The organism is Streptomyces sp. TLI_185 (assembly GCF_003814765.1).
In the GTDB taxonomy this organism is placed as follows: domain Bacteria; phylum Actinomycetota; class Actinomycetes; order Streptomycetales; family Streptomycetaceae; genus Streptomyces.
The window spans coordinates 2,179,497-2,203,746 of the sequence record NZ_RKRB01000001.1 but is presented as its reverse complement, the minus strand read 5'-3'; the positions used below and the strand labels follow the sequence as shown (position 1 = coordinate 2,203,746).

Sequence of the window (24,250 nt, the reverse complement as noted above, 5' to 3'; positions counted from 1 at the left end):
AGGTGGGGTTACGGGGAATGAGTGTCGGCACGAGCAGGGCACGGGGATCACGGGACGCGCAGCGCGCGCCCGCGCCCCGGCACGGCGATCTCGCCGAGCTCGGCATCGACCCCGACGTACTGCCCGACGGCCTCGTCGTCGCCGACGAGCACGGCCACGTCATCTGCTTCAACGCCGCCGCCGAGCGCATCACCGCCGTCCCCGCCTCGGACGCCCTCGGGCAGCGGCTGGAGAAGGCACTGCCGTTAGAGGACCTGGAGGGTCGGCGCTGGTGGCAGCTGACCGACCCGTACGGCGGGCTCGCCATTCGCCGGCGGCAGCCCGAGCGGAACCTGCTGCTTCCCGGTGGACGGGAGGTCCTCGTATCGGCCCGGTACGTCCGCGGTGAACCCACCGGCCCGGTCCGCCGTGTCGTGGTCTCGCTGCGCGACACCGAGGCCCGCCGCCGCACCGAGCGCAGCCACGCCGAGCTGATCGCGACCGTGGCCCATGAACTCAGGTCGCCCCTGACCTCCGTCAAGGGCTTCACCGCCACGCTCCTCGCCAAATGGGAACGCTTCACGGACGACCAGAAGCGGCTGATGCTGGAGACCGTGGACGCCGACGCCGACCGGGTCACCCGGCTCATCGCCGAGCTGCTGGACATCTCGCGGATCGACAGCGGGCGGCTGGAGGTCAGGCGTCAGCCCGTCGACATGGGCGCGGCCGTGGGGCGGCACATCCAGGCGTACGTCGCCGCCGGGCAGCCCGCCGACCGGTTCCTGCTGAGGATCGAGCAACCGCTGCCCTCGCTGTGGGCCGACCCCGACAAGATCGACCAGGTGCTCAGCAACCTGCTGGAAAATGCGGTGCGGCACGGCGAGGGAACCGTCACGATTGACATCACGGCCACGGCGTCCCCCCGAGAGGACGAGGACACCGGCACGTCGGTCACGGTGAGCGACGAGGGGCCCGGCATCCCGGAGGAGTCCATGAACCGCGTCTTCACCCGCTTCTGGCGGGGCAGCAAGCGCGGCGGCACCGGCCTCGGTCTCTACATCGTCAAGGGCATCGTCGAGGCCCACGGCGGCACCATCACGGTCGGCCGCGCCCCCCAGGGCGGCGCCGAGTTCCGATTTACGTTGCCCGTGGCAGCCCCGGCGTATCTCGCCTGACGGCCCACGGGCGCATTCGTACACCTCCACCCCGTTAGACTCGGCCTTTGGCACCTTTGTGTCCCATGGACGGCCCTCTGACCTCTGTGTGAGTCGGTGACGGGGACCTTCAGCCAGCCAATCGGAAGCACGGGAAGAGATGTCGGCACCGAATAAGTCGTACGACCCTGTAGAGGTCGAGGCGTTGAAACCGGAAGAGATCGAGCGCATGCGGGACGAGGCGCTCGCCGCCTTCGCCGCCGCGGACTCCCTCGACGCGCTCCAGGAGGCCAAGGTCGCCCACACGGGGGGCACCTCCCCGCTGGCCCTCGCCAACCGCGAGATCGGCGCCCTGCCCCCGCACGCCAAGGCCGCCGCCGGCAAGCTGGTCGGCCAGGCCCGGGGCGCAGTGAACAAGGCCCTTGGCGCCCGCCAGGCCGAGCTCGAGGCCGAGCGGGACGCCCGCGTGCTGGTCGAGGAGTCGGTGGACGTCACGCTGCCGTACGACCGCGTACCGGCCGGCGCCCGCCACCCCCTGACCACCCTCTCGGAGCGCATCGAGGACGTCTTCGTGGCCATGGGCTACGAGGTCGCCGAGGGCCCCGAGATCGAGGCCGAGTGGTTCAACTTCGACGCCCTCAACATCGGCCCGGACCACCCGGCGCGCGGCGAGCACGACACCTTCTTCGTCGAAGGCCCGCAGGGCGGCACCGAGTCCGGAGTGGTGCTGCGCACCCACACCTCGCCGGTCCAGATCCGCTCGCTGCTCAATCGTGAGCTGCCGGTCTACGTGATCTGTCCGGGCCGTGTGTACCGCACCGACGAGCTCGACGCCACGCACACGCCCGTCTTCCACCAGGTCGAGCTGCTCGCCGTGGACGAGGGCCTGACCATGGCCGACCTCAAGGGCACCCTGGACCACATGGTCCAGTCGCTGTTCGGCGAGGGCATGAAGACCCGGCTGCGGCCCAACTTCTTCCCGTTCACCGAGCCGTCCGCCGAGATGGACATGGTGTGCTACGTCTGCCGCGGCGAGTCCGTCGGCAACCCCGACCGCCCCTGCCGCACCTGCTCCAGCGAGGGCTGGATCGAGCTCGGCGGCTGCGGCATGGTCAACCCGCGGGTGCTCACCGCCTGCGGCGTCGACCCGGAGAAGTACAGCGGCTTCGCCTTCGGGTTCGGCATCGAGCGGATGCTGATGTTCCGCCACAACGTCGAGGACATGCGAGACATGGTCGAGGGTGACGTCCGGTTCACCCGGCCGTTCGGGATGGAGATCTGATGCGGGTCCCGCTTTCTTGGCTGCGGGAGTACGTCGACCTGCCGGCGACGGAAACCGGCCGTGACGTCCAGGAGAAGCTCGTCTCTGCCGGGCTCGAGGTCGAGACCGTCGAGCACCTCGGCGCCGACCTCAAGGGCCCGCTCGTGGTCGGCAAGGTGCTGACCATCGAGGAGCTGACGGAGTTCAAGAAGCCGATCCGCTTCTGCACCGTCGACGTCGGCCAGGCCAACGGCACCGGCGAGCCCCAGGAGATCGTCTGCGGCGCCCGCAACTTCGCCGTCGGCGACAAGGTCGTGGTCGTGCTTCCCGGCGCCACGCTGCCCGGCGGCTTCTCGATCTCCGCGCGCAAGACGTACGGCAAGACGTCCCACGGCATGATCTGCTCCAGCGACGAGCTGGGCATGGGCGACGACGGCACCAAGGGCATCATCGTGCTTCCGCCGGAGGCCGAGGTCGGCAAGGACGCCATCGAGCTGCTCGAGCTGGTCGACGAGGTCCTGGACATCGCCGTCACCGCCAACCGCGGCGACTGCCTGTCCATCCGCGGCGTCGCCCGCGAGACCGCCATCGCCTACCGCCTGCCGCTGCGCGACCCGGCCCTGATCGACGTACCCGGCCCGAACGCGTACGGCTACCCGGTGCAGGTCTCCGACCCGCTCGGCTGCGACCGCTTCACCGCGCGTACGGTCACCGGGCTCAGCCCCGAGGCGCGCTCCCCGATCTGGCTGCAGCGCCGGCTGCAGAAGGTCGGCATGCGCCCGGTCTCGCTCGCCGTCGACGTCACCAACTACGTGATGATGGAGCTCGGCCAGCCGCTGCACGCCTACGACCGCTCGCTGGTCCAGGGCACCATCGGCGTGCGCCGCGCCGAGCAGGGCGAGAAGCTCGTCACGCTCGACGGCGTCACCCGCACGCTGGACGCCGAGGACCTCGTCATCACCGACGACCGCGGTCCCATCGGCCTCGCGGGCGTCATGGGCGGCGCCAACACGGAGATCGCCGACCACGACGACGCCGAGAACTCGACGAGCGATGTCGTGATCGAGGCCGCTCACTTCAACGCGGTCTCCATCGCGCGCACGGCCCGCCGCCACAAGCTGTCCTCCGAGGCGTCCCGCCGCTTCGAGCGCGGCGTCGACCCGCAGGCCGCGGCCGCCGCCGCGCAGCGCACGGTCGACCTGCTGGTGCTGCTCGCGGGCGGCTCCGCCGAGGCCGGCGTCACCGAGGTCATCACGCCGTCCGCGCCGCACACCATCACCGTCCCGGCCAACCACCCGGACCAGGTGGCGGGCGTCGACTACGGCCGCGAGACCGTCGTACGGCGGCTGCAGGAGATCGGCTGCGACGTGTACGGACAGGACGAGCTGATCGTCACCGTGCCGTCCTGGCGGCCCGACCTCCTCGAGGTCAACGACATCGCGGAGGAGGTCATCCGCCTGGAGGGCTACGAGAACCTGCCCTCCACGCTGCCCAAGCTGCCCTCGGGCCGCGGACTGACCCACCGGCAGCGGCTGCACCGCCGGGTCGGCCGCGCGCTGGCCGGGGCGGGCTATGTCGAGGCGCCGAACTACCCCTTCGTCAGCGAGCAGGTCTTCGACCAGTTGCTGCTCGAGGCCGACGACCCGAACCGCCGCGTCGTGAAGCTCACCAACCCGCTCAGCGACGAGGAGCCCGCGCTCCGTACCTCGCTGCTGCCGGGCCTGCTGGGTGCCCTGCGGCGCAACAACGGCCGCGGCTCGCACGACCTCGCGCTGTTCGAGACCGGGCTGGTCTTCCTCCCGCGCGAGGAGCAGAAGACCGCCGTCGCCCTGCCCGTCGACCGGCGTCCCACCGACGAGGAGATCGCCGAGCTGAACGCCGCGCTGCCCGAGCAGCCGCGTCACGTCGCCGTCGTCCTCGAGGGCGCCCGCGAGCAGGCCGGCTGGTGGGGCAAGGGCCGTCCGGCGGACTGGGCCGACGCGGTCGAGGCGGGCCGCGTCGCCGCGCGGGAGGCCGGTGCCGAACTGATCGTCCGCAAGGGTCAGTACGGTCCGTGGCACCCCGGCCGCTGCGCCGAGCTCGTGGTCGTCGTCGACGGCGCGGAGAAGGTGGTCGGCCACGCGGGTGAGCTGCACCCGCGCGTGGTGAAGGCTCTGGGGCTGCCCGAGCGCACCAGTGCGATGGAGATCGACCTGGATGTGCTGGAGGAAGTCGGCAACGACACCCCGCAGGCTCCGGGCATCTCCACCTTCCCGGTGGCCACGCAGGATGTCGCCCTCGTCGTCGACAACTTCGTGCCGCACGCCGAGGTCGAGGCCGCGCTGCGCGACGGTGCGGGTGAACTCCTTGAGGCGATCCGGCTGTTCGACGTGTACGAGAACGCCGAGCAGCTCGGTGAGGGGCGGAAGTCGCTGGCGTATGCATTGCGCTTCCGTGCGGCGGACCGGACGCTGACCGTCGATGAGGCCTCCGCGGCCCGCGACGCGGCGGTAGCCCTCGCGGGCGAGCGTACGGGAGCAGTGCTGCGGAGCTAGTGCGCAGTGCGCCCAAGGGGCGGGGAGCTGTTGTTGTTCGGCGGCTGCGGGTGGTTCGTGGCTTGTCGCGCCCACGCGGCGGTAGCCGCAGATCCAACACAGCCCCGCGCCCCTAAAGACAGGGCGCTGCACTACGCCCCGTGAATATGCGCCCCACCTGCATAAATGCGGGTGGCCTGCGGGTGCTCACTCATCTGGGTGATAAGTCCGGGTGATCTGGCCCTGTTGGGCCATGCGGTCGACAGAATCGGACCGGCCTTTCGGGGTCGGTCCGTCTGTGCTTCCAGGCCTAAATGGGGGGCCAATCGGCATGATCCGCATCAAGGCTGGCGTTCCTCGGGCGGGGCGGCCGCCGCTGCGCCGGGTGCTCGCGCTGGGGCTGCCCACGGTGTGGGGCGCCATGGCGATCACGTACAAACTGGCCTGTCCGCTCGCCCAGCAGAACGGGCTGGGGGCGCGCATCGGCACCAGTGCCGTCTTCTTCGCGGTGGGGACCGGGCTGATACTCCACGTCCGCCATGTGCTGCTGCGCGAGCTCAGAGAGGTCCGGCAGGTCGCGGGTGCCGCGCAGAATGTGCTGCTGCGGCCGCTGCCGCCGCGGATCGACGGGCTGAACATCGCCGCGGCCCAGCTGTCCGCGGACCGCTGCGCGACCATCGGCGGGGATCTGTACGAGGTCATCGCCACCGAGCACGGTGTGCGGGTCGTGATGGGCGATGTGCGCGGCCACGGTCTCGCCGCCATCAGTACGGTGGCCGCCGTGCTCGGCAGCTTCCGCGAGGCCGTGCACGACGAGGCCGAACTCGGCAGCGTGCTGCGGCGGCTGGAGCGGGCGCTGGCCCGGCATCTGCGGGAACGGGCCCGTGCCGAGCACCCCTCGGCCGGAGCGGAGCCGGACAACCCGGTCGCCGAGGAGTTCGTCACCGTACTGCTGCTGGAGATCCAGCGGGACGGCGAGGTGCGCGTCCTCAACTGCGGGCACCCCTGGCCGTATCTGCTGGGTCCGGCCCGGGCCGAACTGCTGACCCGGGCCGAACCACTGCCTCCCCTCGGGCCGTTCCCGTTGCCCGCCGAGCTGCCCGCCCTCCCGTGCGGTCGGCTGCTGCCCGGCGAGGCGCTGTTCCTGCACACGGACGGTGTCGAGGACGCCAGGGACGGACGTGGCCGGTTCTTTCCGCTGCCGGCCGCGCTCGCCGAAGCCGTGGGCGCCGGGCCGGTCTCCCCGCAGTCGGTACTGCGCGCCGTCTTCGCCGGGCTGCTGCGCCACGCAGGGGGAAGACCCGCCGACGACGTCGCCCTCCTCGTCCTGCGCAACGACCGCCGCCAGGTCGCACGCCGCCCTGGCGAGCCGGTCGGCCACCGGGCACACCGCCGCTTTTAAGGGGCGCGAGGCTGTATCGATATGCGGCTCCGCCGCGCGGGCGCGACAAGCCACAACGCACCCGCAGCCGACAACGTGCCTTGTACGCCACGGCGTTTGGTCCGAACCGCCACGCTGCCGCAGGCACAAGCTGCCGCCGGCACACCGTCCGCCCCGCCACGGAGTGTCGGGCAGGCAGCTGGGCGGACGGCGCGGAAGCGGGCCGCCGCACTGTACGAGGGGGAGCCGGCGGCCCGGCCGGCCTCTTGCGAGGCATTTCAGTCAACCGGCTGGAAACTCTCCGCGACAGTGCGCGTACGCTGCGGATTCGGGCACTCCGTTCACACCCCGTGTGAAGCCGTTCGCACTACGCTGTCGGCACCGAGCGATCCGGGGGGCATATATGCAGCCCAACACTCTGCTCGACGCGATCCTGGACGAGGCCGGGATCTCGCATGCGGGGCTGGCGGCACACGTCAATCAGGCGGGGCGGGCGCGCGGCCTCGCGCTCCGGTACGAACACACCGCCGTCGCGCGGTGGTTGAAGGGGCAGCGGCCCCGAGGGCAGGTGCCCGACCTGATCTGCGAGGTGCTCGCGGGACGGCTGCACCGTCCGGTCACGCTGGACGACATCGGCCTCGGTGTGCCCGGCGAGCCGTCCACCCCGCACGGCACCTCGCTGTCCGGCTTCGTGGAGCGCGCCACCGCCCTGTGGCGCTCCGACGAACAGCAGCGCCCGCACATCCTGGGTGCGCCCGCGGTCACCGGCACGCCCGCCGTCATGCCCGTGTGGGAGTGGGAGAACCCGCCCGAGGACGTGGATGTCTCGCGCGGCGGCCGGCACCGGGTCACCCCCGGCGACATCGAGATGCTGCGCGCGGCCCGTACCCACTACGAGCAGATGTACCGGAAGGCCGGCGGCATAGCCACCCGCACCCGGATCGTCGGCTTTCTCAACGCCGAGGCCGCCCCGCTGCTGCGCGGCAGCTACACCGACGCCACCGGTCGCCAACTGCACCGGGCCACGGGCGGGTTGGTGGCCATCGCGGGCATCTGCGCCTACGACTCCGACGCGCACGGGCTCGCCCAGCGCTACTTCCACCAGGCGCTCAGGCTGGCGAAGGCCAGCGGAGACCGGGGACTCGGCGCCTATGTCATTGCCCTGCTGGTCAACCAGGCGCTGTTCATGCGGGAGTTCCGCCAGGCGGTCGCCTTCGCGGAGGCCGCACTGCGGGCCGCCGGCAAGCACATCACGCCGGCGCTCGCCTGCGATCTCTACGCGATGCAGGCCAAGGCGTACGCGCACCTGGGCGACAGTACGACCGCGCTGTCCTGCATCCGGCGTGCCGAGCAGGCCGCCGAACGCATCCGGCGCGGGTACGAACCCGACGAAACCGGCTATGTCCAGCCGGGGCTGGTCAACGTCCAGGTGGCGGAGGCCCTGCTCAGCCTCGGCGAACTCGTGGCCGCTGGGGAGCATGCCGCGGCGGCCGTCGACAATCCCGCGCACGACCGCGGCCGGGTGCACCGGCTCGCCATGCTCTCCACGATCGAACTGCGCCAGGGCAACGCCGACAAAGCCGTGGCCACCGCGGTGCAGATGGCCGAGCAGGCCCGCGGAATGGAGTCCCAGCGGCTGCGCGACAGACTCCGCGCGGTACGCGAGTACCTGGTGCGCAGTGGTTGTGCGGGCACCGCCGAAGCCGCCGAACTCATCGACGGGGCACTGCGCGTACCGCTGTAGACCGGTTCCGCCGTAGACAGGTTCCGAGCACCGACGTCCCACAGTCCCTGCTGCGATATTGCCACTTACTCGACGGAAGGTGGCAGAACCGTGCAGTGGACGAAACAGAACGAACAAACTGTGTATGCAAACCGCTGGTTCACCGTCAACCTGGCAGATGTGGAACTGCCGGACGGGCGGCACCTGGACCACTTTCTGATACGGCTGCGGCCCGTCGCCGTGGCCACGGTGGTGAACGAGGCCAATGAAGTCCTCCTCCTGTGGCGCCACCGCTTCATCACCGACAGCTGGGGGTGGGAACTCGCTGCGGGCGTGGTCGAGGACGGCGAGGACATCGCCGTCGCGGCCGCCAGGGAACTCGAGGAAGAGACCGGCTGGCGACCGGGACCGCTGCAGCACCTCATGAGCGTCGAGCCGTCCAACGGCCTCACCGACGCCCGGCATCACATCTACTGGGCCGACGAGGGTGAGTACGTCGGACATCCCGTGGACGACTTCGAGTCGGACCGCCGGGAATGGGTCCCCCTCAAACTCGTCCCCGACATGGTCGCCCGCGGCGAGGTCCCGGCCGCCAACATGGCGGCCGCGTTACTGCTCCTGCACCACCTCAGGCTCGGGCAGGACGCCTGACCCTGATCCCCCCACCGCGCCCTTGTCCCTCAGTGGCCCAGGGCTTGCCATACCGTCACGACGAGCGCGCCCACGGCTGTCAGCGCCGCGACTGCGGGCAGCGGCCAGCGGGCGTGCTCCAGGGCGATGATCCGTGCGCTGAGATCGTCGACTTCCTTGTGTGTCTCCTCGGTGCGATGGTTGAGCAGGGCCAGCCCTCCCTCGACGCGCGCGTACGCGACATCGAGGCGGCGGCGTAACTCTGCGAGTTCTCCATGGACCACGGGATGCTCCGGGTCGGCGGTCACGAGTCCGCTCCTTTCCGTAGTCGTCACATCCCTTGCATTGCGCATGGAGAGTCAACTCGCCTGGTGGGTGCGTGGGGAGCGTGTGCGACGGGCATATGCGGGCCCGGCGCGCACACGGTGTGTGAATGACGCGGGCCCGGCGCTCCGAAGAGTGCCGGGCCCGTGTTGGTCGCACTGTGTAATCAGCACCCTGGAACGGGCACTGTGCAAAAGGCCGCGGAGTCAGCCGTAGGTGTAGAAGCCCGACCCGGTCTTCCGGCCGAGCCGGCCCGCGTCGACCATGCGCTGGAGCAGCGGGGGAGCGGCGTACAGCGGCTCCTTGTACTCCTCGTACATCGAGTTGGCGATGGACACGATGGTGTCCAGGCCGATCAGGTCCGAAAGCTTCAGCGGGCCCATCGGATGGGCGCAGCCCATCTCCATGCCGTTGTCGATGTCCTCGCGGCCCGCGATGCCCGACTCGAACATACGGATGGCGGACAGCAGATACGGCACGAGCAGCGCGTTGACCACGAAGCCGGAGCGGTCCTGGGCACGGATCGCGTGCTTGCCGAGGACCTTCTCCGCGAACAGCTGCGCGCGGCTGAGCGTGCCCTCGGAGGTGGTGAGCGCCGGAATCAGCTCGACCAGCTGCTGCACCGGGGCCGGGTTGAAGAAGTGGATGCCGACGACGAGGTCGGGACGGGAGGTGGCGACCGCCAGCTTCACCAGCGGGATGGAGGAGGTGTTGGAGGCCAGAATGGCGTCCGGGCGGGTCACCACCTGGTCGAGCACCTGGAAGATCTCCGTCTTCACCTGCTCGTTCTCGACGACGGCCTCGATCACCAGGTCGCGGTCGGCGAACTCGCCCAGGTCGGTGGTGAAGCTCAGCCGCGCCTGCGTCTCGTCCCGCTCCTGCTCGGTGATCTTGCCGCGCTCGGCCGCCTTGCCCAGGGAGCTGAACAGCCTGGTCCGGCCGATTTCCAGGGCCTCCCCGGTGGTCTCGGCGACCTTGACGTCCAGACCGGCCCGGGCGCACACCTCGGCGATGCCCGCTCCCATCTGGCCACAGCCGACCACTCCGACGCGCGAGATGTCTCCCGTTGGGAAGTCCGTCACATCGTCCCCTTCGCTGATCTACGAATGCGGCAGGGTCCCGATGGTTCGGTGCCTGCTCCAAACCTGCACGTTACCTCCGGCGATCGTTGATCGATCGTTCGGGTCCGCGTGGCAGCCTGACGCGGGAGGCGGCCCGGGTCGAGAATCTCCCCCGGTCACGCACATCGGCGCATGGAGGTAGGGGAATGCTGCACCGTAGGTCTCGGCTGTCGCGACGGGCGTTCGCAGCGACGGCCCTGTCGGCTCTCGTGGCGGGGGGCGGTGCAGTGGCGGCGAGTGCGGCGATGGCGGGCGGCGATCCCGGCCGCCGGCGGTCCGTGCGGGAGATGCGGGGCGTCTGGGTGGCGACCGTGGCCAACCGGGACTGGCCCTCCAAACCGGGGCTGACCGCGGCCGAGCAGCGGGCCGAGCTGATGGCCGTCCTGGACCGTGCCGTGCACAGCCGCCTCAACGCCGTGATGTTCCAGGTGCGCCCGACGGCCGACGCGCTGTGGCCCTCCCCGTACGAGCCCTGGTCGCAGGTCCTCACCGGTACCCAGGGCCAGGACCCGGGCTGGGACCCGCTGGGTACGGCGGTGAGGGAGGCCCACGCCCGCGGTCTGGAACTGCACGCCTGGTTCAACCCGTACCGCATCGCCAACCACACCGACGTGACGAAGCTCGCCGCCTCCCATCCCGCGCGCAAGCACCCGGACTGGGTGGTGCCGTACGGCGGGAAGCTCTACTACAACCCGGGGCTGCCGAAGGTCCGTGCCTTCGTGCAGAACGCGATGCTCGACGCGGTGCGGAAGTACCCCGTGGACGCCGTCCACTTCGACGACTACTTCTACCCGTATCCCGTGACCGGCCAGACCTTCGACGACGACGCGGCCTACGCCCGCCACGGCAAGTCCTTCCCGGACCGGGCCGCCTGGCGGCGCAACAACATCGACAAGCTGGTGTCCGAGATGGCCGCGCGGATCAAGCAGGTGCGGCCGGGCACGCGCTTCGGCATCAGCCCGTTCGCGGTGTGGCGCAACGCCGCCACCGACCCGCACGGCTCCGACACCCGGGCAGGCGTGCAGACGTACGACGATCTGCACGCGGACACCCGCAAATGGGTGCGGGAGAACTGGATCGACTACATCGCCCCGCAGGTCTACTGGAACATCGGCTTCGCCGCCGCCGACTACGCCAAGCTGCTGCCGTGGTGGTCGGAGGTCGCGCGCGGCACCGGGACGCAGGTGTACGTGGGGGAGGCGCTGTACAAGGCCGGCGACCCGGCCCAGTCCGCGCCCTGGCAGGACGTCGCCGAACTCTCCCGCCACCTCACCCTGGCCAAGGACTACCCGCAGGTGCGCGGGCACATCTTCTTCGCTGCCAAGGACGTGACGACGGACCGGATCGGCGCGATGGCACGGGTGGTCACCGACCACTACCAGCAGCCGGCGAGGCCCCCGCGTTGACCTGCGCCCCGAAAGGGGCGCGGGGCTGTATCGATTTGCGGCTCCGCCGCGATGGGGGTCCCCCCGCTCGAGCGAAGCCGAGAGTGGGGGAGCGACCAGCCACGATGGTGCCGCAGACGACTGACGGCACATCGCGGCCCTCCAAGCGGAGCGCTCAGCGTTGGGTTTCCGTGTGGCGGATCTCGGTGTCCGGGCCCGGCGAGCAGATGCCCGTGTGCCCGTCCTCGAAGCGGACGCGGTACGGAGGGTTGCCCTCCTGGCCCAGTACTTCGACGATCTCGCCGACCTTGTCGTGTTGGCCGACCACCCTGCCGTGCTGGACAAGCTGGTCGCCCACGGTTGCACGCATCTGTAGGGCCTCCTCACCAGGTGCGGGAGCAGCGGTCCGTGGCCTTGAGTCTACGGCGCGGGGCCACGGTTGGAACCGGCGCGTACGTGCGCCGTTCAGCCCCGCGCCCGCTGCGTGACGGCGATGCACACCAGCACCGCCGCGGCCGTCAGCGGGGCGGCCACCGTCAGGTGCTCGCCCAGCAGCAGCACCGACCACACCAGTGTGAGCAGGGGTTGGGCCAACTGCAACTGGCTGGCCTTGGGAATGCCGATCGCCGCCATCCCCCGGTACCAGACGACCAGGCCGAGGAACTGCGAGCCCGCCGCGACCCACAGCAGCCCGGCCACGCTGTGCGCACTCAGCCGTACGGGCTCGTACGACAGCGCCAGCGCGGCGGCCGGCACGCTCAGCGGCAGGCACAGCACCAGCGCCCAGCCGATGACCTGCCAGCCCGGCATGACCCGGGCGAGCCGGCCGCCCTCGGTGTAGCCGGCCGCGCACACCAGCAGTGCGCCGAACAGATACAGGTCCGCGGTGGTCAGCGCACCGCCGCTCTGCTGCACCGTGAAGGCGACGACCGCGGCAGCGCCCGCGAGGGCCGCTGTCCAGAAGGTGCGGGACGGGCGCGTGCCCATGCGCAGCGCGGAGAACAGGGCGGTCGTGAGCGGGAGCAGTCCGACCACGACGGCGGCGTGCGCGGTGGTCGACGTCTGCAGGGCCAGCGTGGTCAGCAGCGGGAAGCCGACGACGACACCGGCAGCGACAACGGCCAGGCCCGCCAGGTGCACTCGGCCGGGCAGCGGCACGCGCAGCGCCAGCAGACAGGACCCGGCGATCAGCGCCGCGAGAACGCTGCGCACGGCCACCAGGGACCAGGGCCCGAAGCCCTCCAGACCCCAGGCGGTGGCGGGGAAGGTGAGGGAGAAGGCGACCACGCCGAGGGCGGCCAGGAGGGTGCCGGTGCGGCGGCTCGCCGCGGTCACCGGGGTGGCCGCGCCTGCCGGCCGGCTCTTGCCGCCGACCGCTATCCGGCTGGGGGTAGTAGCGCTACTCTGTGCTCTCATGCAAGAGCGTAGCAGTGTCGGTGAACTGGCGAAGCAGCTGCGGCGGGAACTGGACCGCTACTCTCCCGGTGGAAAGCTCCCGTCGAGCCGGTCCCTCGTCGAGCGGTTCCGGGTCAGTCCGGTGACCGTCTCGCGTGCCCTGGGGCAATTGGCCGCCGAGGGCCTGGTGGTGACCCGGCCGGGCGCCGGCGCCTTCCGCGCCGAACTGCGCGGCGCGAGCGCTCCCGCCGGTGACACCTCCTGGCAGGAGGTCGCCCTCAGCGCGGACGGCGCCGCCGATCTCGTACCGCGCTCCGTGGACGCCTCCGGAGTCACGGTCGCCCTTGCCGCCCCGCCGCCCGGGGTCGTCGAGTTCAACGGCGGCTATCTGCACCCGTCCCTGCAGCCCGAGCGGGCGATGGCGGCGGCGCTGTCCCGGGCGGGCCGTCGCCCCGGCGCCTGGGGGCGGCCGCCGATGGAGGGGCTGCCGGAGCTGCGCGAGTGGTTCGCGCGGAGCATCGGCGGCGGGATCACCGCCGCCGGCGTGCTCATCGCTGCCGGCGGCCAGTCCGCGCTGACCACCGCCCTGCGCGCGCTCGCCCCGCCCGGAGCGCCGGTGCTCGTCGAATCGCCCACGTATCCCGGGATGCTGGCGATCGCGCGGGCGGCGGGCCTGCGGCCGGTGCCGGTCCCGGTGGACGCGGACGGAGTACGGCCCGCGCTGCTCGCGGACGCGTTCCGGGCGACCGGCGCGCGGGTCTTCGTCTGTCAGCCGCTGTTCCAGAACCCCACGGGTGCCGTGCTCGCCCCCGACCGGCGCGGGGAGGTGCTGCGGATCGCCCGCGAGGCCGGTGCGTTCGTCGTCGAGGACGACTTCGTACGACGGCTCGTGCACGAGGACGCGGGGCCCCTGCCGAGCCCGCTGGCCGCCGACGACCCCGACGGAGTCGTCGTCCACGTCTGCTCGCTGACCAAGGCGACCTCGCCCAGCTTCCGGGTGAGCGCGCTGGCCGCCCACGGCCCGGTCCTGGAACGGCTGCGCGCCATCCAGGTCGTCGACACCTTCTTCGTCCCCCGCCCGCTCCAGGAGGCGGCGCTCGAACTCGTCGGCTCGCCCGCCTGGCCGCGTCATCTGCGGGCGATCTCCGGGGAGTTGAAGAACCGACGCGACGCCATGACGACGGCGCTGCGGCTGGAACTCCCCGAACTGTCCCTGCCGCACATCCCGGCGGGCGGCTACCACCTGTGGCTGCGGCTGCCCGACGGCACGGACGAATCCGCCCTGACGGCGGCGGCCCTGCGCGCCGGGGTCGCCATCACCCCAGGACGTCCGTACTTCAGTGCGGAATCGTCGGCGCCGCACGCCCGGTTGAGCTTTGCCGCGGTCGCGGGGACCGGGGAGATCGCGGAGGGGGTGCGGCGGTTGCGGGTGGCTTGTGATGAGTCGCTCCGCGGGGTGGGTCGTTGATCGTCTGCAGCGCCGTTGTGGCTGGTCGCTCCCCCACTCTCGGCTTCGCTCGAGCGGGGGGACCCTCATCGCGGCGGAGCGGCATGTCGACACAGCCCCGCGCCCCTGAAGGGCGCTGCCGAACCGTTGGCCGGGGAGGCACCGACGACGCCCCGTCCCGCCGAAAACCGGTCGACGTCTCCGTCCCGCCCTGCGAGCCTCCTGCCATGACCGACACCCCGAGCCTCCCCGAAGGCTACGAGATCTCCACCGACCCGGCCCGCATCGACGTCGAACGCGTCCACCACTGGCTGTCCACCGACGCCTACTGGGCAAAGGGCCGGCCGCGGGAGAAGCAGGAGCGGGCCGTAGCCGGGTCGCTGAACTTCGGGGTGTACGACATGGTTTCGGGGGAGCAGGTTGCCTATGCCCGGGTTATCACCGACCGGGCGTCCTTTGCCTGGTTGTGTGATGTCTACGTCGACCGGTCCGTGCGCGGCAAGAACATCGGTACGGCCATGGTGGGCGCCGTGCGCGATCATCTGGAGCCGTACGGGCTGCGGCGCATCGTGCTCGCCACCGCCGACGCGCACGGGGTCTACGCGAAGCTCGGATTCGAGCCGCTGGCCCAGCCGGACATCTGGATGGCCCTCGTTTTCGAGTGACTTGTCCGGCAGGTCCTGACCTTGAAGTAAGGTTTCGGGCACCGTCGGTGAACGCTCACCAACACCCCTTGACCTGCGCACTTTCCCGACACACCATCGCCGCATGCAACTTCGGGTCACTTTCGTCGCCGCCGCGCGCAGCTCTCCGCTGCTCGCCGAGCGCTTCGAGGACGACCGTCCGCTGGACCAGTCCGGCTGGGACGAGGTGCAGCGCGTCGCCCGCGATCTGGTGCCGCTCGCGGCGGCGGAGCTGCGCTACTGCTCGCCCACGCCGCGCAGCCGTGCCACCGGCGACGCCCTCGGCTATGCGCCGCTGGTCCAACTCGCCCTGCGGGACTGCGACATGGGCCGCTGGCGCGGGCTGACCCTCGGCGAGGCGATGGCCCGCGAGCCGGAGGCGGTGGACGCCTGGCTCGCCGACCCGCGGGCCACCCCGCACGGCGGCGAGTCGCTGATGGGCTTCATCGCCCGGGTCGGCAACTGGCTCGACACCCGGCCCGTCGAGGACGGCGGCCGGATCGTCGCCGTGGCCGAGCCGTCCGTCGTCCGCGCGGCCCTGGTGTATGCGCTGAAGGCGCCTCCGTCGACGTACTGGAACATCGACGTGCGCCCGCTGTCGACGACCACCGTGACGGGTCACGCCGGGCGCTGGAACCTGCGCTTCGACGGGGCTCCGGTTCAGCCCTCGCGGGCGTAGTCGGTGGTCAGGACGAGGTCCTTGGCGGGGCCGCCCACCCGCCACACGGACCGCCAGTGGTCCGCGTCCCGGACCGTGAACTCGCCGCGGTAGAGGTCCGCCGCGCAGGGGTGGTCGGCGACATGGTGCCCGGCGGTCAGGTCCAGGTGGTGGAAGGGGCGCCCGTCGGCGAAACGCACGTCCGCGGTGCCCGGTGAACCGCAGGGCAGGAAGCGCAGGGTGCGTTCGGCGGGGCGGGCGACGCCCTCCCAGGTGAACGTGCCGGACTCCTCGTGCAGCAGCCCGCCCTCGGGGAGTGGGCTGAAGAGTGTCGTGCCCTCGAAGCTGCCCTCGTCGCCGCTCGCGAGATCCCGCACAGTGCGCTCCACGCGCCAGCGTCCGGCGAGATGGGCCAGCACGTCGGCCACGGGCCAGAACTCGCCCATGCTCAGCCCCTCTTCCGCCGGGTCCGCAGGGGATCGGGCGAGCCGGTGGGTGTCTTGCGGTCGGCCTGGGCCCGGATCTCGTGGTGCGCGGCGTGGCTCGTGGCGCGGAAGGCCTCCTCGTACGCGGCGAGCGCCCCGCCCAGCCCGCCACCGGCGGTGCCACGGCGACGGATCCTCAGCGCCAGCCAGGTGAAGGCCGCCATCACGACGGCCAGACCGCCGGCCAGGACGAGGTAGGGCAGCAGCGCATCCATGGCGTCGACCTTACGCCCGCGCAGGTTCGCCCCATTGACGTGCTCACACCCCTTCCTTATCTTTCCGTTCGAATTACTGACCGCTGTCTGATATTTCGAACCATGTGAGCCCCCGCAACAATCCCCAGAGCCGCGGAGTATCCATGTCACGCACCACCCGCAACCGGCTGGGACTCGGCCTCGGAGCAAGCGCTTTCCTGCTGGCCGCCGGTCTCGTCCCGACCCCCGCCCATGCCGACGGCGTCACCGACTACTCGATCACCGTCGACCCCGCCACCAAGGGTGCGAAGATCGACGACACGATGTACGGCGTCTTCTTCGAGGACATCAACCGCGCCGCCGACGGCGGCCTGTACGCCGAGCTCGTGCAGAACCGGTCCTTCGAGTACTCCACCGACGACAACACGTCGTACACGCCCCTGACTGCCTGGACGGTCGACGGCACGGCGAAGGTCGTGGACGACGACGGCCGTCTGAACGCCCGTAACCGCAACTACCTCTCCCTGGGCGGGGGTTCGGCCGTCACGAACGCCGGCTACAACACCGGCATCCGGGTGGAGGACGGCAAGAAGTACGACTTCTCGGTGTGGGCACGCGCGGAGAGCGGCACGACGCTGACCGTGTCCCTGAAGGACGCCGGCGGCACGCTCGCGGCCGCCCGCCAGGTGGCCGTGAAGAAGAACGGCTGGGCGCAGTACAAGGCCACCTTCACCGCGACCCGAACCAGCTCGGACGGCCGCCTCACCGTCGCCTCATCCTCCGCGGCCGCGCTCGACATGGTCTCCCTCTTCCCGCGCGACACGTACAAGCATGAGCCGAACGGTCTGCGCAAGGACCTCGCCGAGAAGATCGCCGCCCTCCATCCGGGCTTCGTCCGCTTCCCCGGCGGCTGCCTGGTCAACACCGGCTCCATGCAGGACTACAGCGAGGCCTCCGGCTGGCAGCGCAAGCGCTCGTACCAGTGGAAGGACACCACAGGCCCCGTCGAGACGCGCGCCACCAACTCCAACTTCTGGGGCTACAACCAGAGTTACGGCCTCGGCTACTACGAGTACTTCCGCCTGGCCGAGGACATCGGCGCCATGCCGCTGCCCGTGGTCCCCGCCCTGGTGACCGGCTGCGGCCAGAACAAGGCCGTCGACGACGACGCGCTGCTGGGGCGGCACATCCAGGACACCCTCGACCTCATCGAGTTCGCCAACGGACCGGTGACCAGTCAGTGGGGCAGGAAGCGCGCGCAGATGGGCCACCCCAAGCCCTTCCACCTCACCCACATCGAGGTCGGCAACGAGGAGAACCTCCCGAACGAGTTCTTCGCCCGCTTCAAGCAGTTCCGCGCCGCCATCCAGGCGAAGTACCCGTCCATGCAGGTGATCTCCAACGCCGGCCCGGACGACTCCGGTTCGACCTTCGACACGGCCTGGAAGCTCAACAAGGACGCCAAGGTCGACATGGTCGACGAGCACTACTACAACAGCCCGCAGTGGTTCCTGCAGAACAACGACCGCTACGACTCCTACGACCGCAGCGGGCCCAAGGTCTTCCTGGGCGAGTACGCCTCCGGCGGCAACGCCTTCAAGAACGGGCTCGCCGAGGCCGCGTACATGACCGGTCTGGAGCGCAACGCGGACGTCGTCAAACTCGCCTCGTACGCCCCGCTGTTCGCGAACGAGGACTACGTCCAGTGGCGTCCGGACATGGTGTGGTTCAACAACCACGCCTCCTGGGGCTCGGCCGACTACGAGGTCCAGAAGCTGTTCATGAACAACGTCGGTGACCGGGTGGTTCCTTCGGCCGCCACGGGCACGCCGTCGCTGCTCGCCCCCATCAGCGGCGCCGTCGGCCTGTCGACATGGGCCACCAGTGCCGCCTACGACGATGTGAAGGTGACCGACGCCGACGGGAAGGCGCTGCTCACCGACGACTTCTCCGGTGACGCCTCGAAGTGGACGCACACCGGCGGCGGCAGCTGGAGCATCCAGGACGGACAGTACGTCCAGACGGACACCGCCGCCGAGAACACCATGGTGGCCGCCGGTGACCCCTCCTGGCACGACTACGACCTGCACGTGAAGGCCACCAAGAAGTCCGGCAAGGAGGGCTTCCTCGTCGCCTTCGGCGTCAAGGACACCGGCAACTACTACTGGTGGAACCTGGGCGGCTGGGCCAACACCCAGTCCGCCGTCGAGCAGGCCGTGGACGGCGGCAAGTCGACGCTGATCGCCAAGCCGGGGTCGGTCGAGACGGGCCGTACCTACGACATCGACGTCAAGGTGCGCGGCCGTCAGGTGATGCTGTACCTCGACGGGCAGGAGTGGGGCAGCTTCAAGGACGACAAGCCGGCCGAGCCGTTCCGCCAGGTCGTCACCAAGGACGCGAAGACCGGTGACCTGATCGTCAAGGTGGTCAACGCCCAGGCGTCGGCGGCACGTACGGCGATCGACCTCGGTGGCGCCAAGGTCGCGTCCAAGGCCCGGGTGACCACGCTCGCCGCCGCGCCCGACGCGGTGAACACCGAGACGTCCACGGCGGTCGCGCCCGTGACGTCCACCTTCCAGGGGGTCGCCGACAGGTTCTCCTACACCTTCCCGGCGAACTCGATCACCTTCCTGCGGATCAGGCAGAGGTAGCCGGGGTCTCCTGCGCGGGCTGCTGTCCGAGCGGCAGCAGCCCGCGTTCGGCGAAGACCTTCTTCGCCACGAAGGTGGCGTTGAGCGCCCTCGGCATGCCGCAGTACACCGCCGAGTGGGTCAGGGCCTCGACGATCTGCTCGGGGGTGAGGCCCACGTTCAGGGCCGCGTTGACGTGCACATCGAGCTGGGCCTCGCAGCCGCCGAGCGCGGTGAGCATGCCCAGCGTCACCAACTGGCGGTCGCGCGGGGCGAGTCCGGGGCGGTCGTAGATCTCGCCGAAGGCCCAGGCGACGACCTGGTGGCCGAGTTCGGGGTTGATGTCGGCGAGGGAGTCGACGACCCGCTGGCCGGCCTCGCCGTCGACCCTCTTCAGGACCTCCAGGCCGTGGGCGAAGCGGTCTTCACGCGTGGTGCTCTCGCTCATTTCGGGTCGTCCGTTCCCGGCTGCTCGGGCGATTCGCTCAGCAGCCGTTCGTAGTGGTCGATCTTGTCGTCCAGCGCACGGGCGTTGCGACGCAACGCGCGGATCCGGTCTGCCAGTTCGGCGCGGTGCTCACGCAGCATCGCCAGCCGCTCGGCGACCGAGATGTTCCCCCTGGCCCGCAGCTGGGCGAACCGCTGCATGTCGACGATCGGCATGCCGGTCTCGCGCAGCCGCAACAAGAACTCCAGCCAGGCCAGGTCGGCCGCGTCGTAGCGGCGCTGGTTGCCGGTGGTCCGGCCGACCCGCTCGATGAGGCCGGCCTTCTCGTAGTAGCGCAGGGTGTCGTGCGACAGGCCCGTGCGCTCGGCGACCTCGGCGATGGTCAGGGTCGGCTCCCGGTCCTGTGGGAGGGGGTGTCCGCTGGTCATGACAAGAAGGTAGAACCTGGAGCGCACTCCAGGTCAAGCCCTGACGGCGATCACTTCCCGCAAAGTCCTGAGCTGCACGAACACCCTGCTCGTCCGGCACGAGCTGCTTCCGGACCGGTGGCATCGCCTTCAATGCCGCACTCGCCGCCGCCTCGACCCCGCGGCACGCCTGGAGCGCCTACGGCCGGCATCGCGCCGACGAACCCGACGAGCGTATGCGGCACGCAAGGCTCGCTGAATTTCACCATCAAATAACTCGCCCGGAGCATTCTGTTTCCCGGCCGTTCACCGTTTCATAAATTCCCGCTCGTATTCGGAATTGGCTTCACCACTTTTCGTGGACGGCACAACCAAGCGGAAGCAAAGTCCGTCTAAGCCGTCGAATCGATAACCTGCGGGGAGTAACAAGGAATGGATCGCTCGACCCTGTCCACAGCCGTTTCGAGCGGTCATTTCTCACCGAAGAAGGCCGCGGCCCTGCTCGCGGCGGTCATCTCCGTCACGGTGTTCTGCGCCGCCGACGCCGTCGCCCGCAGCCATCCCTTCGGCCCCCGCACCCGCAATGTCAACGACCTCGGCAACCAGTACGTGCCCTTCCACGCGCACCTGTGGGACCTGCTGCACGGCAGGGCCGACGGCGGACCCTTCGTCAACTGGCAGTCCGGCTTCGGCTCCAGTTTCCTGCCCGACCTCGGCACCTACCTCAGCAGCCCGTTCGCCCTGCTCGTCGCCCTGTTCCCGCGGGACGAGATCGATCTCGCCGTCTACGTGATCACCGTGCTGAAGATCGCCTGCGCGGGGGCGGCCATGGCCTGGCTGCTGCTGAGTCTGCGCCCCGGCCGCTGGTGGGGTGCCGGGCTGCTGGGTGCCTCGTACGCCCTGTGCGGCTGGAGCGTGGCGGTCGGCGACTACAACCCGATGTGGCTCGACGGCCTTGTCGCCCTGCCGCTGCTGTGCCTGGTCGGCGAGTGGACCCTCCAGCGCAGGCGCCCGCTGTTCGGTGTGCTGATCGTGGCCCTCGCCTGGGTCGCCAACTTCTACACCGCCTACATGGCCACCCTCGGCGCCGGCCTGGTGCTGTTGCTCCGGCTGTGGCTCTCCGGCCTCTCCCGCCGGCAGCGACTCGCCGCGGCGGGCCGCGCCGCCGGCACCGTCGCCCTCGGAGTGGGTCTGGCCGCACCGCTGGTGACGGTCGTGTACTTCGGCACCAAGCACGCCTACCCGGGCCGGGTCGTGCAGTTCGAGCCCGTGGGCACCCAGGACCTGCTGGCCCGCGTGCTGCCCACCACGTACAGCTTCGGCAGCCCGGCCCTCTACTTGGGCATGACGGCACTGCTGCTCGCTCTCGCGCTGCCCTTCCACCGGGCGGTACCCGGGCGGGTGCGCTCCGGATGGACGCTGCTCGTCGCCGCCGTGACGCTGTCGCTGCAGTGGGGGCCGACCCACCTGGTCTGGCACGCCTTCGCCACCCCCCAGGGCAGCCCCTACCGCCAGGCCTTCGTCCTGTGTGCGCTGCTGGTGATCGCCGCGTGGCACGCCCTGTCGTACGGGCTCCCCGACCGGCGGGCGCTGGGGGCCGCGGGAGCGCTGCTCGCCCTGATCACCGCCGTTGCGAGCCGGAGTCACTTCGTGAAGCCGGTCGCGTGGCCGGTGCTGGTGCTCGCCGTGATCGGTGCGGTGGGCGGGCTGGTGCTGTTGCGCCGCGCCGACGGCCGGGGCCGTACCGCCCTGGCGGGACTGGCTCTGGTGCTGCTGTTCGGCGGGCAGTTCGGGGAGACGGCCGCCACCGCCGCCGTCGCCACCCGGGTCCGATTCGGCCACATGGACGACTACGCGCCCTGGGGAGCCCGGCAGGAGGCGCAGGCGCAGGCGATCGCACGGGCCGACGGCTGGCCGCGCTACCGCACCGACCCGGGCCGCGAGCAGACCGTCGCCAACGACCCGATGGCGGTCGGCGGCCAGGGCGCCCAGTACTACAGCAGCCTCACCTCCGACGTCCTCGGCCGCACCCTCACCGCCCTCGGCGGCGGCTGGACCTCGCGGGGCCGCAACCTGCAGAGCCTCGACAACCCCGTCACCGACGCGATCTTCTCCGTCGGAGCGCGGGTGCACTCACCGATCGACCCCCACCAGGCCTACCTGCCGCAGCTGGGCGGCCCGTTGTCGGTCTCCCGGCAGGACGCGCCGCCTCTGGTGACCGTACGGAGCACGCCCGACCGGGCGGCCTTCGGACCGTCGCCGTACCGCAACCAGGAGCTCCTGCTCGGCGCCCGCGTCTACACCGTGCCCCGGACCGCCGTCCACGACGACAACGGCAAGCCGCTGCGGGAGAAGGACTGGGTCGGTTACGGGACCGCCCTCACCCACCCGACGATCACGGCCGACTGCCCGGCCGGCAGCCAGGTCCACCTGTGGGCCCCGCGCTACTCCGGTACCGCGCGCCTCGCAGGTCACACCGTGCTCTTTCGTGCGCAGTACCCGCGCAACCGCGCCGCCATGGCGCCGCTCGGCCCGGCCCCCGCCTCCGGCCGGCTGCGCATCGAACTGACCCCCGACCGCCCCGGCCGCATCCCGCGGGGCGCGGTCGGCTGCCTGGACACCACCCGGCTGCACAAGGCCGTCGAACACCTCAAGGCCACCGGAGCCACACACGTCACCGTCTCCGACGCCACCGTCCGGGCCGAACTCCCCGCCGGCAGCAGGGGAATCGCGGTCGTCGCGGCTCCCCGCATCGCCGGCTGGCGGTGCGCCGCGGGCGACGGCGCCGCCGTACCGGCCAAGGAGTACCACGGCCTGATCGCCGTCCCTCTCGACGGCTCCTCGACCAGCGTCACCTGCACCCTCCATCCGCCCGGCCTGCGGCTCGGCACGGCCGTCGGGACCGCCTCGCTGCTGACCCTGATCCTGCTCGGCGCCGTCACCGCCGTACGCCGGCGGCGTTCCACACCGCCGGCCCCACCGACCACCCGCACCCGTCCGCGCGAAGCCATGACCGGCGTTCTCTGACCGCGTCCCCAGGGGAAAAACCATGCTCATATCGATCGTCGCGCCCTGCTACAACGAAGAAGACGTCATCGAGCGCTTCCACGACCAGGTCCAGAAGGTCGCGGAGGAGCTCCTTCCGCTCGGTCACGACATGGAGTTCGTGTACGTCGACGACGGCAGCCGCGACCGCACGCTCGCCGCGCTGGAGCGGCTGGCCGACCGTGACGCGCGCGTGCGCTATGTCTCCTTCAGCCGCAACTTCGGCAAGGAGGCGGCGCTGCTGGCCGGCCTGCGCCACGCCTCGGGAGACTCCGTGATCGTCATGGACGCGGACCTCCAGCATCCGCCGGAACTGATCAAACGCATGGTGGACCTGCGCAAGGAGGGCTACGACCAGGTCATCGCCAAGCGCACCAGGACCGGTGACCGGATGACCCGCACCGTCACCGCCCGCCTCTACTACCGGCTCATCAACCGGCTCGTCGACGTGGAACTCGTCGACGGCGTCGGCGACTTCCGGCTGATGTCGCGCCGGGTGGTGGACGCGGTCCTGGAGCTCACCGAGTACAACCGCTTCTCCAAGGGCCTGTTCGCCTGGGTGGGGTTCCCCAGCACCACCTTCGAGTACGAGAACGCCGCCCGCGAGGCCGGCCGCAGCTCCTGGAGCCTGCGCAGCCTGCTCAACTACGGCATCGACGGGCTGCTCTCCTTCAACAACAGGCCCCTGCGCCTCGCCCTCTACCTGGGCATGGGTCTGCTGCTGTGCGCCGGCCTGTACACCGCGTGGATCGTGGGCGCCGCGCTCGTCAACGGCGTGCAGACGCCCGGCTATGTCACGATCATCACCGCGGTCACCGGTGTCGCCGGAGTGCAGATGGTCATGCTCGGGGTCATCGGGGAGTACACCGGCCGCATCTACTACGAGGTCAAACGGCGCCCGCACTTCCTGGTGAAGGCGAGCAATGTGGACCGGGCGAAGGACCTCATTCCCTGATGCGTACCGCACTTGTTTCAAGGCAGATGATCACCTTCGCCGTGATCGGTGTCGTCAACACAGGCACGTATTACGCTGCCTACCTGCTGCTCCTCACCCGTCTCCCCTACCTCCTCGCCCATATCCTCGCGACCGCGCTCAGTCTGACCGGTTCGTTTTTCCTCAATGCGCGATTCACCTATCGGACCCGCCCCACCCTGCGGAAATTCCTGCTTTTTCCCCTGACGAACGCCGCGAATTTCCTCAGCACGACAGCCGGCGTCTACGTGCTCGTCGACCTCCTGCACTTCAGCAGCCGCTTCGCCCCGCTGCTCGCGTCCCTGGCGGCGATCCCGGTGACCTTCGTCGTCTCCCGGCGGATCATGCTCCCGAAGGCGGACCCTGCTCCGATTGCATAAACGTGCATCGTTACGTATAGTCATGCCATCCAGG

At 70.6% G+C, this 24,250-nt stretch carries 22 protein-coding genes; 14 read left to right on the top strand and 8 right to left on the bottom strand.

Going from position 1 to position 24,250, the window contains the following annotated elements:
* Window positions 1–17 precede the first annotated feature (17 nt).
* The 6 genes from EDD92_RS10030 (at window position 18) to EDD92_RS10000 (ending at window position 8,662) form a co-directional block, all read left to right on the top strand.
* Window positions 18–1,154: an ATP-binding protein gene (locus EDD92_RS10030; protein WP_123963974.1), complete on the top strand. Its 1,137-nt coding sequence runs from the start codon at window positions 18–20 to the stop codon at window positions 1,152–1,154.
* Between the two features lie 139 nt (window positions 1,155–1,293).
* Window positions 1,294–2,415, top strand: a complete 1,122-nt coding sequence (gene pheS / locus EDD92_RS10025; RefSeq protein ID WP_123963973.1) for a phenylalanine--tRNA ligase subunit alpha — start codon at window positions 1,294–1,296, stop codon at window positions 2,413–2,415.
* Window positions 2,415–4,928 (top strand): phenylalanine--tRNA ligase subunit beta, encoded by a 2,514-nt coding sequence (pheT, locus tag EDD92_RS10020; protein WP_123963972.1) that lies wholly within the window; start codon window positions 2,415–2,417, stop codon window positions 4,926–4,928. The genes pheS and pheT overlap by 1 nt, the downstream gene beginning before the upstream one ends.
* 310 nt (window positions 4,929–5,238) lie before the next feature.
* Window positions 5,239–6,309: a PP2C family protein-serine/threonine phosphatase gene (locus tag EDD92_RS10010; protein WP_123963971.1), complete on the top strand. Its 1,071-nt coding sequence runs from the start codon at window positions 5,239–5,241 to the stop codon at window positions 6,307–6,309.
* 382 nt (window positions 6,310–6,691) lie between these two features.
* Window positions 6,692–8,032 (top strand): transcriptional regulator, encoded by a 1,341-nt coding sequence (locus tag EDD92_RS10005; RefSeq protein WP_099927557.1) that lies wholly within the window; start codon window positions 6,692–6,694, stop codon window positions 8,030–8,032.
* Between the two features lie 90 nt (window positions 8,033–8,122).
* Entirely contained in the window at window positions 8,123–8,662 is a 540-nt protein-coding gene (locus tag EDD92_RS10000; RefSeq protein WP_030945812.1) for an NUDIX hydrolase, read from the top strand.
* A 29-nt stretch (window positions 8,663–8,691) separates the two neighbouring features.
* Here EDD92_RS10000 and EDD92_RS09995 read toward each other — a convergent pair whose 3' ends face one another.
* On the bottom strand, window positions 8,692–8,949 hold the full coding sequence (locus EDD92_RS09995; RefSeq protein ID WP_030945808.1) for a hypothetical protein: 258 nt from the start codon (window positions 8,947–8,949) through the stop codon (window positions 8,692–8,694).
* Window positions 8,950–9,171: 222 nt separating this feature from the next.
* Window positions 9,172–10,047, bottom strand: a complete 876-nt coding sequence (locus EDD92_RS09990) for a 3-hydroxybutyryl-CoA dehydrogenase (RefSeq protein ID WP_185123979.1) — start codon at window positions 10,045–10,047, stop codon at window positions 9,172–9,174.
* 185 nt (window positions 10,048–10,232) lie between these two features.
* Between EDD92_RS09990 and EDD92_RS09985 the strand changes: the two genes are divergently transcribed.
* Window positions 10,233–11,492 carry a glycoside hydrolase family 10 protein gene (locus EDD92_RS09985; RefSeq protein ID WP_185123978.1) on the top strand — a complete coding sequence of 420 codons (1,260 nt, stop codon included), beginning with the start codon at window positions 10,233–10,235 and terminating at the stop codon, window positions 11,490–11,492.
* A 154-nt stretch (window positions 11,493–11,646) separates the two neighbouring features.
* On the opposite strand, the gene EDD92_RS09975 is transcribed toward EDD92_RS09985, so the two are convergent.
* Both EDD92_RS09975 and EDD92_RS09970 read right to left on the bottom strand, forming a co-directional pair.
* Complete coding sequence (locus EDD92_RS09975; protein WP_030945799.1) at window positions 11,647–11,841, bottom strand: DUF1918 domain-containing protein; 195 nt, start codon at window positions 11,839–11,841, stop codon at window positions 11,647–11,649.
* 95 nt (window positions 11,842–11,936) lie between these two features.
* Window positions 11,937–12,887 carry a DMT family transporter gene (locus EDD92_RS09970; RefSeq protein WP_123963969.1) on the bottom strand — a complete coding sequence of 317 codons (951 nt, stop codon included), beginning with the start codon at window positions 12,885–12,887 and terminating at the stop codon, window positions 11,937–11,939.
* Between EDD92_RS09970 and EDD92_RS09965 the strand changes: the two genes are divergently transcribed.
* From EDD92_RS09965 to EDD92_RS09955, 3 genes are all read left to right on the top strand, one after another.
* Window positions 12,886–14,334, top strand: coding sequence for a PLP-dependent aminotransferase family protein (locus tag EDD92_RS09965; RefSeq protein WP_123963968.1), 1,449 nt, complete (start codon window positions 12,886–12,888; stop codon window positions 14,332–14,334). The two genes, EDD92_RS09970 and EDD92_RS09965, sit on opposite strands and share 2 nt — an antisense overlap.
* 206 nt (window positions 14,335–14,540) lie before the next feature.
* Window positions 14,541–14,978 (top strand): GNAT family N-acetyltransferase, encoded by a 438-nt coding sequence (locus EDD92_RS09960; RefSeq protein WP_123963967.1) that lies wholly within the window; start codon window positions 14,541–14,543, stop codon window positions 14,976–14,978.
* Window positions 14,979–15,081: 103 nt separating this feature from the next.
* Window positions 15,082–15,675, top strand: a complete 594-nt coding sequence (locus EDD92_RS09955; protein WP_123963966.1) for a histidine phosphatase family protein — start codon at window positions 15,082–15,084, stop codon at window positions 15,673–15,675.
* Here EDD92_RS09955 and EDD92_RS09950 read toward each other — a convergent pair.
* Together EDD92_RS09950 and EDD92_RS09945 are read right to left on the bottom strand one after the other, a co-directional pair.
* Window positions 15,657–16,100 carry a DUF6314 family protein gene (locus tag EDD92_RS09950; RefSeq protein WP_123963965.1) on the bottom strand — a complete coding sequence of 148 codons (444 nt, stop codon included), beginning with the start codon at window positions 16,098–16,100 and terminating at the stop codon, window positions 15,657–15,659. The two genes, EDD92_RS09955 and EDD92_RS09950, sit on opposite strands and share 19 nt — an antisense overlap.
* Before the next feature lie 2 nt (window positions 16,101–16,102).
* Window positions 16,103–16,354: a hypothetical protein gene (locus EDD92_RS09945; RefSeq protein ID WP_123963964.1), complete on the bottom strand. Its 252-nt coding sequence runs from the start codon at window positions 16,352–16,354 to the stop codon at window positions 16,103–16,105.
* A 143-nt stretch (window positions 16,355–16,497) separates the two neighbouring features.
* On the opposite strand from EDD92_RS09945, the gene EDD92_RS09940 reads away from it, so the two are divergent.
* Window positions 16,498–18,984: an alpha-L-arabinofuranosidase C-terminal domain-containing protein gene (locus EDD92_RS09940; RefSeq protein ID WP_123963963.1), complete on the top strand. Its 2,487-nt coding sequence runs from the start codon at window positions 16,498–16,500 to the stop codon at window positions 18,982–18,984.
* Here the strand turns inward: EDD92_RS09940 and EDD92_RS09935 are convergent.
* Together EDD92_RS09935 and EDD92_RS09930 are read right to left on the bottom strand one after the other, a co-directional pair.
* Window positions 18,971–19,411 carry a carboxymuconolactone decarboxylase family protein gene (locus EDD92_RS09935; protein ID WP_123963962.1) on the bottom strand — a complete coding sequence of 147 codons (441 nt, stop codon included), beginning with the start codon at window positions 19,409–19,411 and terminating at the stop codon, window positions 18,971–18,973. The genes EDD92_RS09940 and EDD92_RS09935 overlap by 14 nt on opposite strands.
* A complete protein-coding gene (locus tag EDD92_RS09930) occupies window positions 19,408–19,839 on the bottom strand; it encodes a MerR family transcriptional regulator (protein ID WP_123963961.1) in 432 nt (143 codons plus the stop codon). Before EDD92_RS09930 ends, EDD92_RS09935 begins: the two co-directional genes overlap by 4 nt.
* Before the next feature lie 411 nt (window positions 19,840–20,250).
* Between EDD92_RS09930 and EDD92_RS09925 the strand changes: the two genes are divergently transcribed.
* Genes EDD92_RS09925 through EDD92_RS09915 form a run of 3 tightly spaced genes read left to right on the top strand, consistent with a single transcriptional unit; the run spans window position 20,251 to window position 24,216 of the window.
* The gene (locus tag EDD92_RS09925) at window positions 20,251–22,845 is read left to right on the top strand and encodes a YfhO family protein (protein WP_123963960.1); all 2,595 of its coding nucleotides are present in this window, start codon (window positions 20,251–20,253) and stop codon (window positions 22,843–22,845) included.
* A gap of 22 nt (window positions 22,846–22,867) precedes the next feature.
* On the top strand, window positions 22,868–23,818 hold the full coding sequence (locus tag EDD92_RS09920; protein WP_123963959.1) for a glycosyltransferase family 2 protein: 951 nt from the start codon (window positions 22,868–22,870) through the stop codon (window positions 23,816–23,818).
* Window positions 23,818–24,216: a GtrA family protein gene (locus tag EDD92_RS09915; RefSeq protein WP_123963958.1), complete on the top strand. Its 399-nt coding sequence runs from the start codon at window positions 23,818–23,820 to the stop codon at window positions 24,214–24,216. Before EDD92_RS09920 ends, EDD92_RS09915 begins: the two co-directional genes overlap by 1 nt.
* Window positions 24,217–24,250 lie beyond the last annotated feature (34 nt).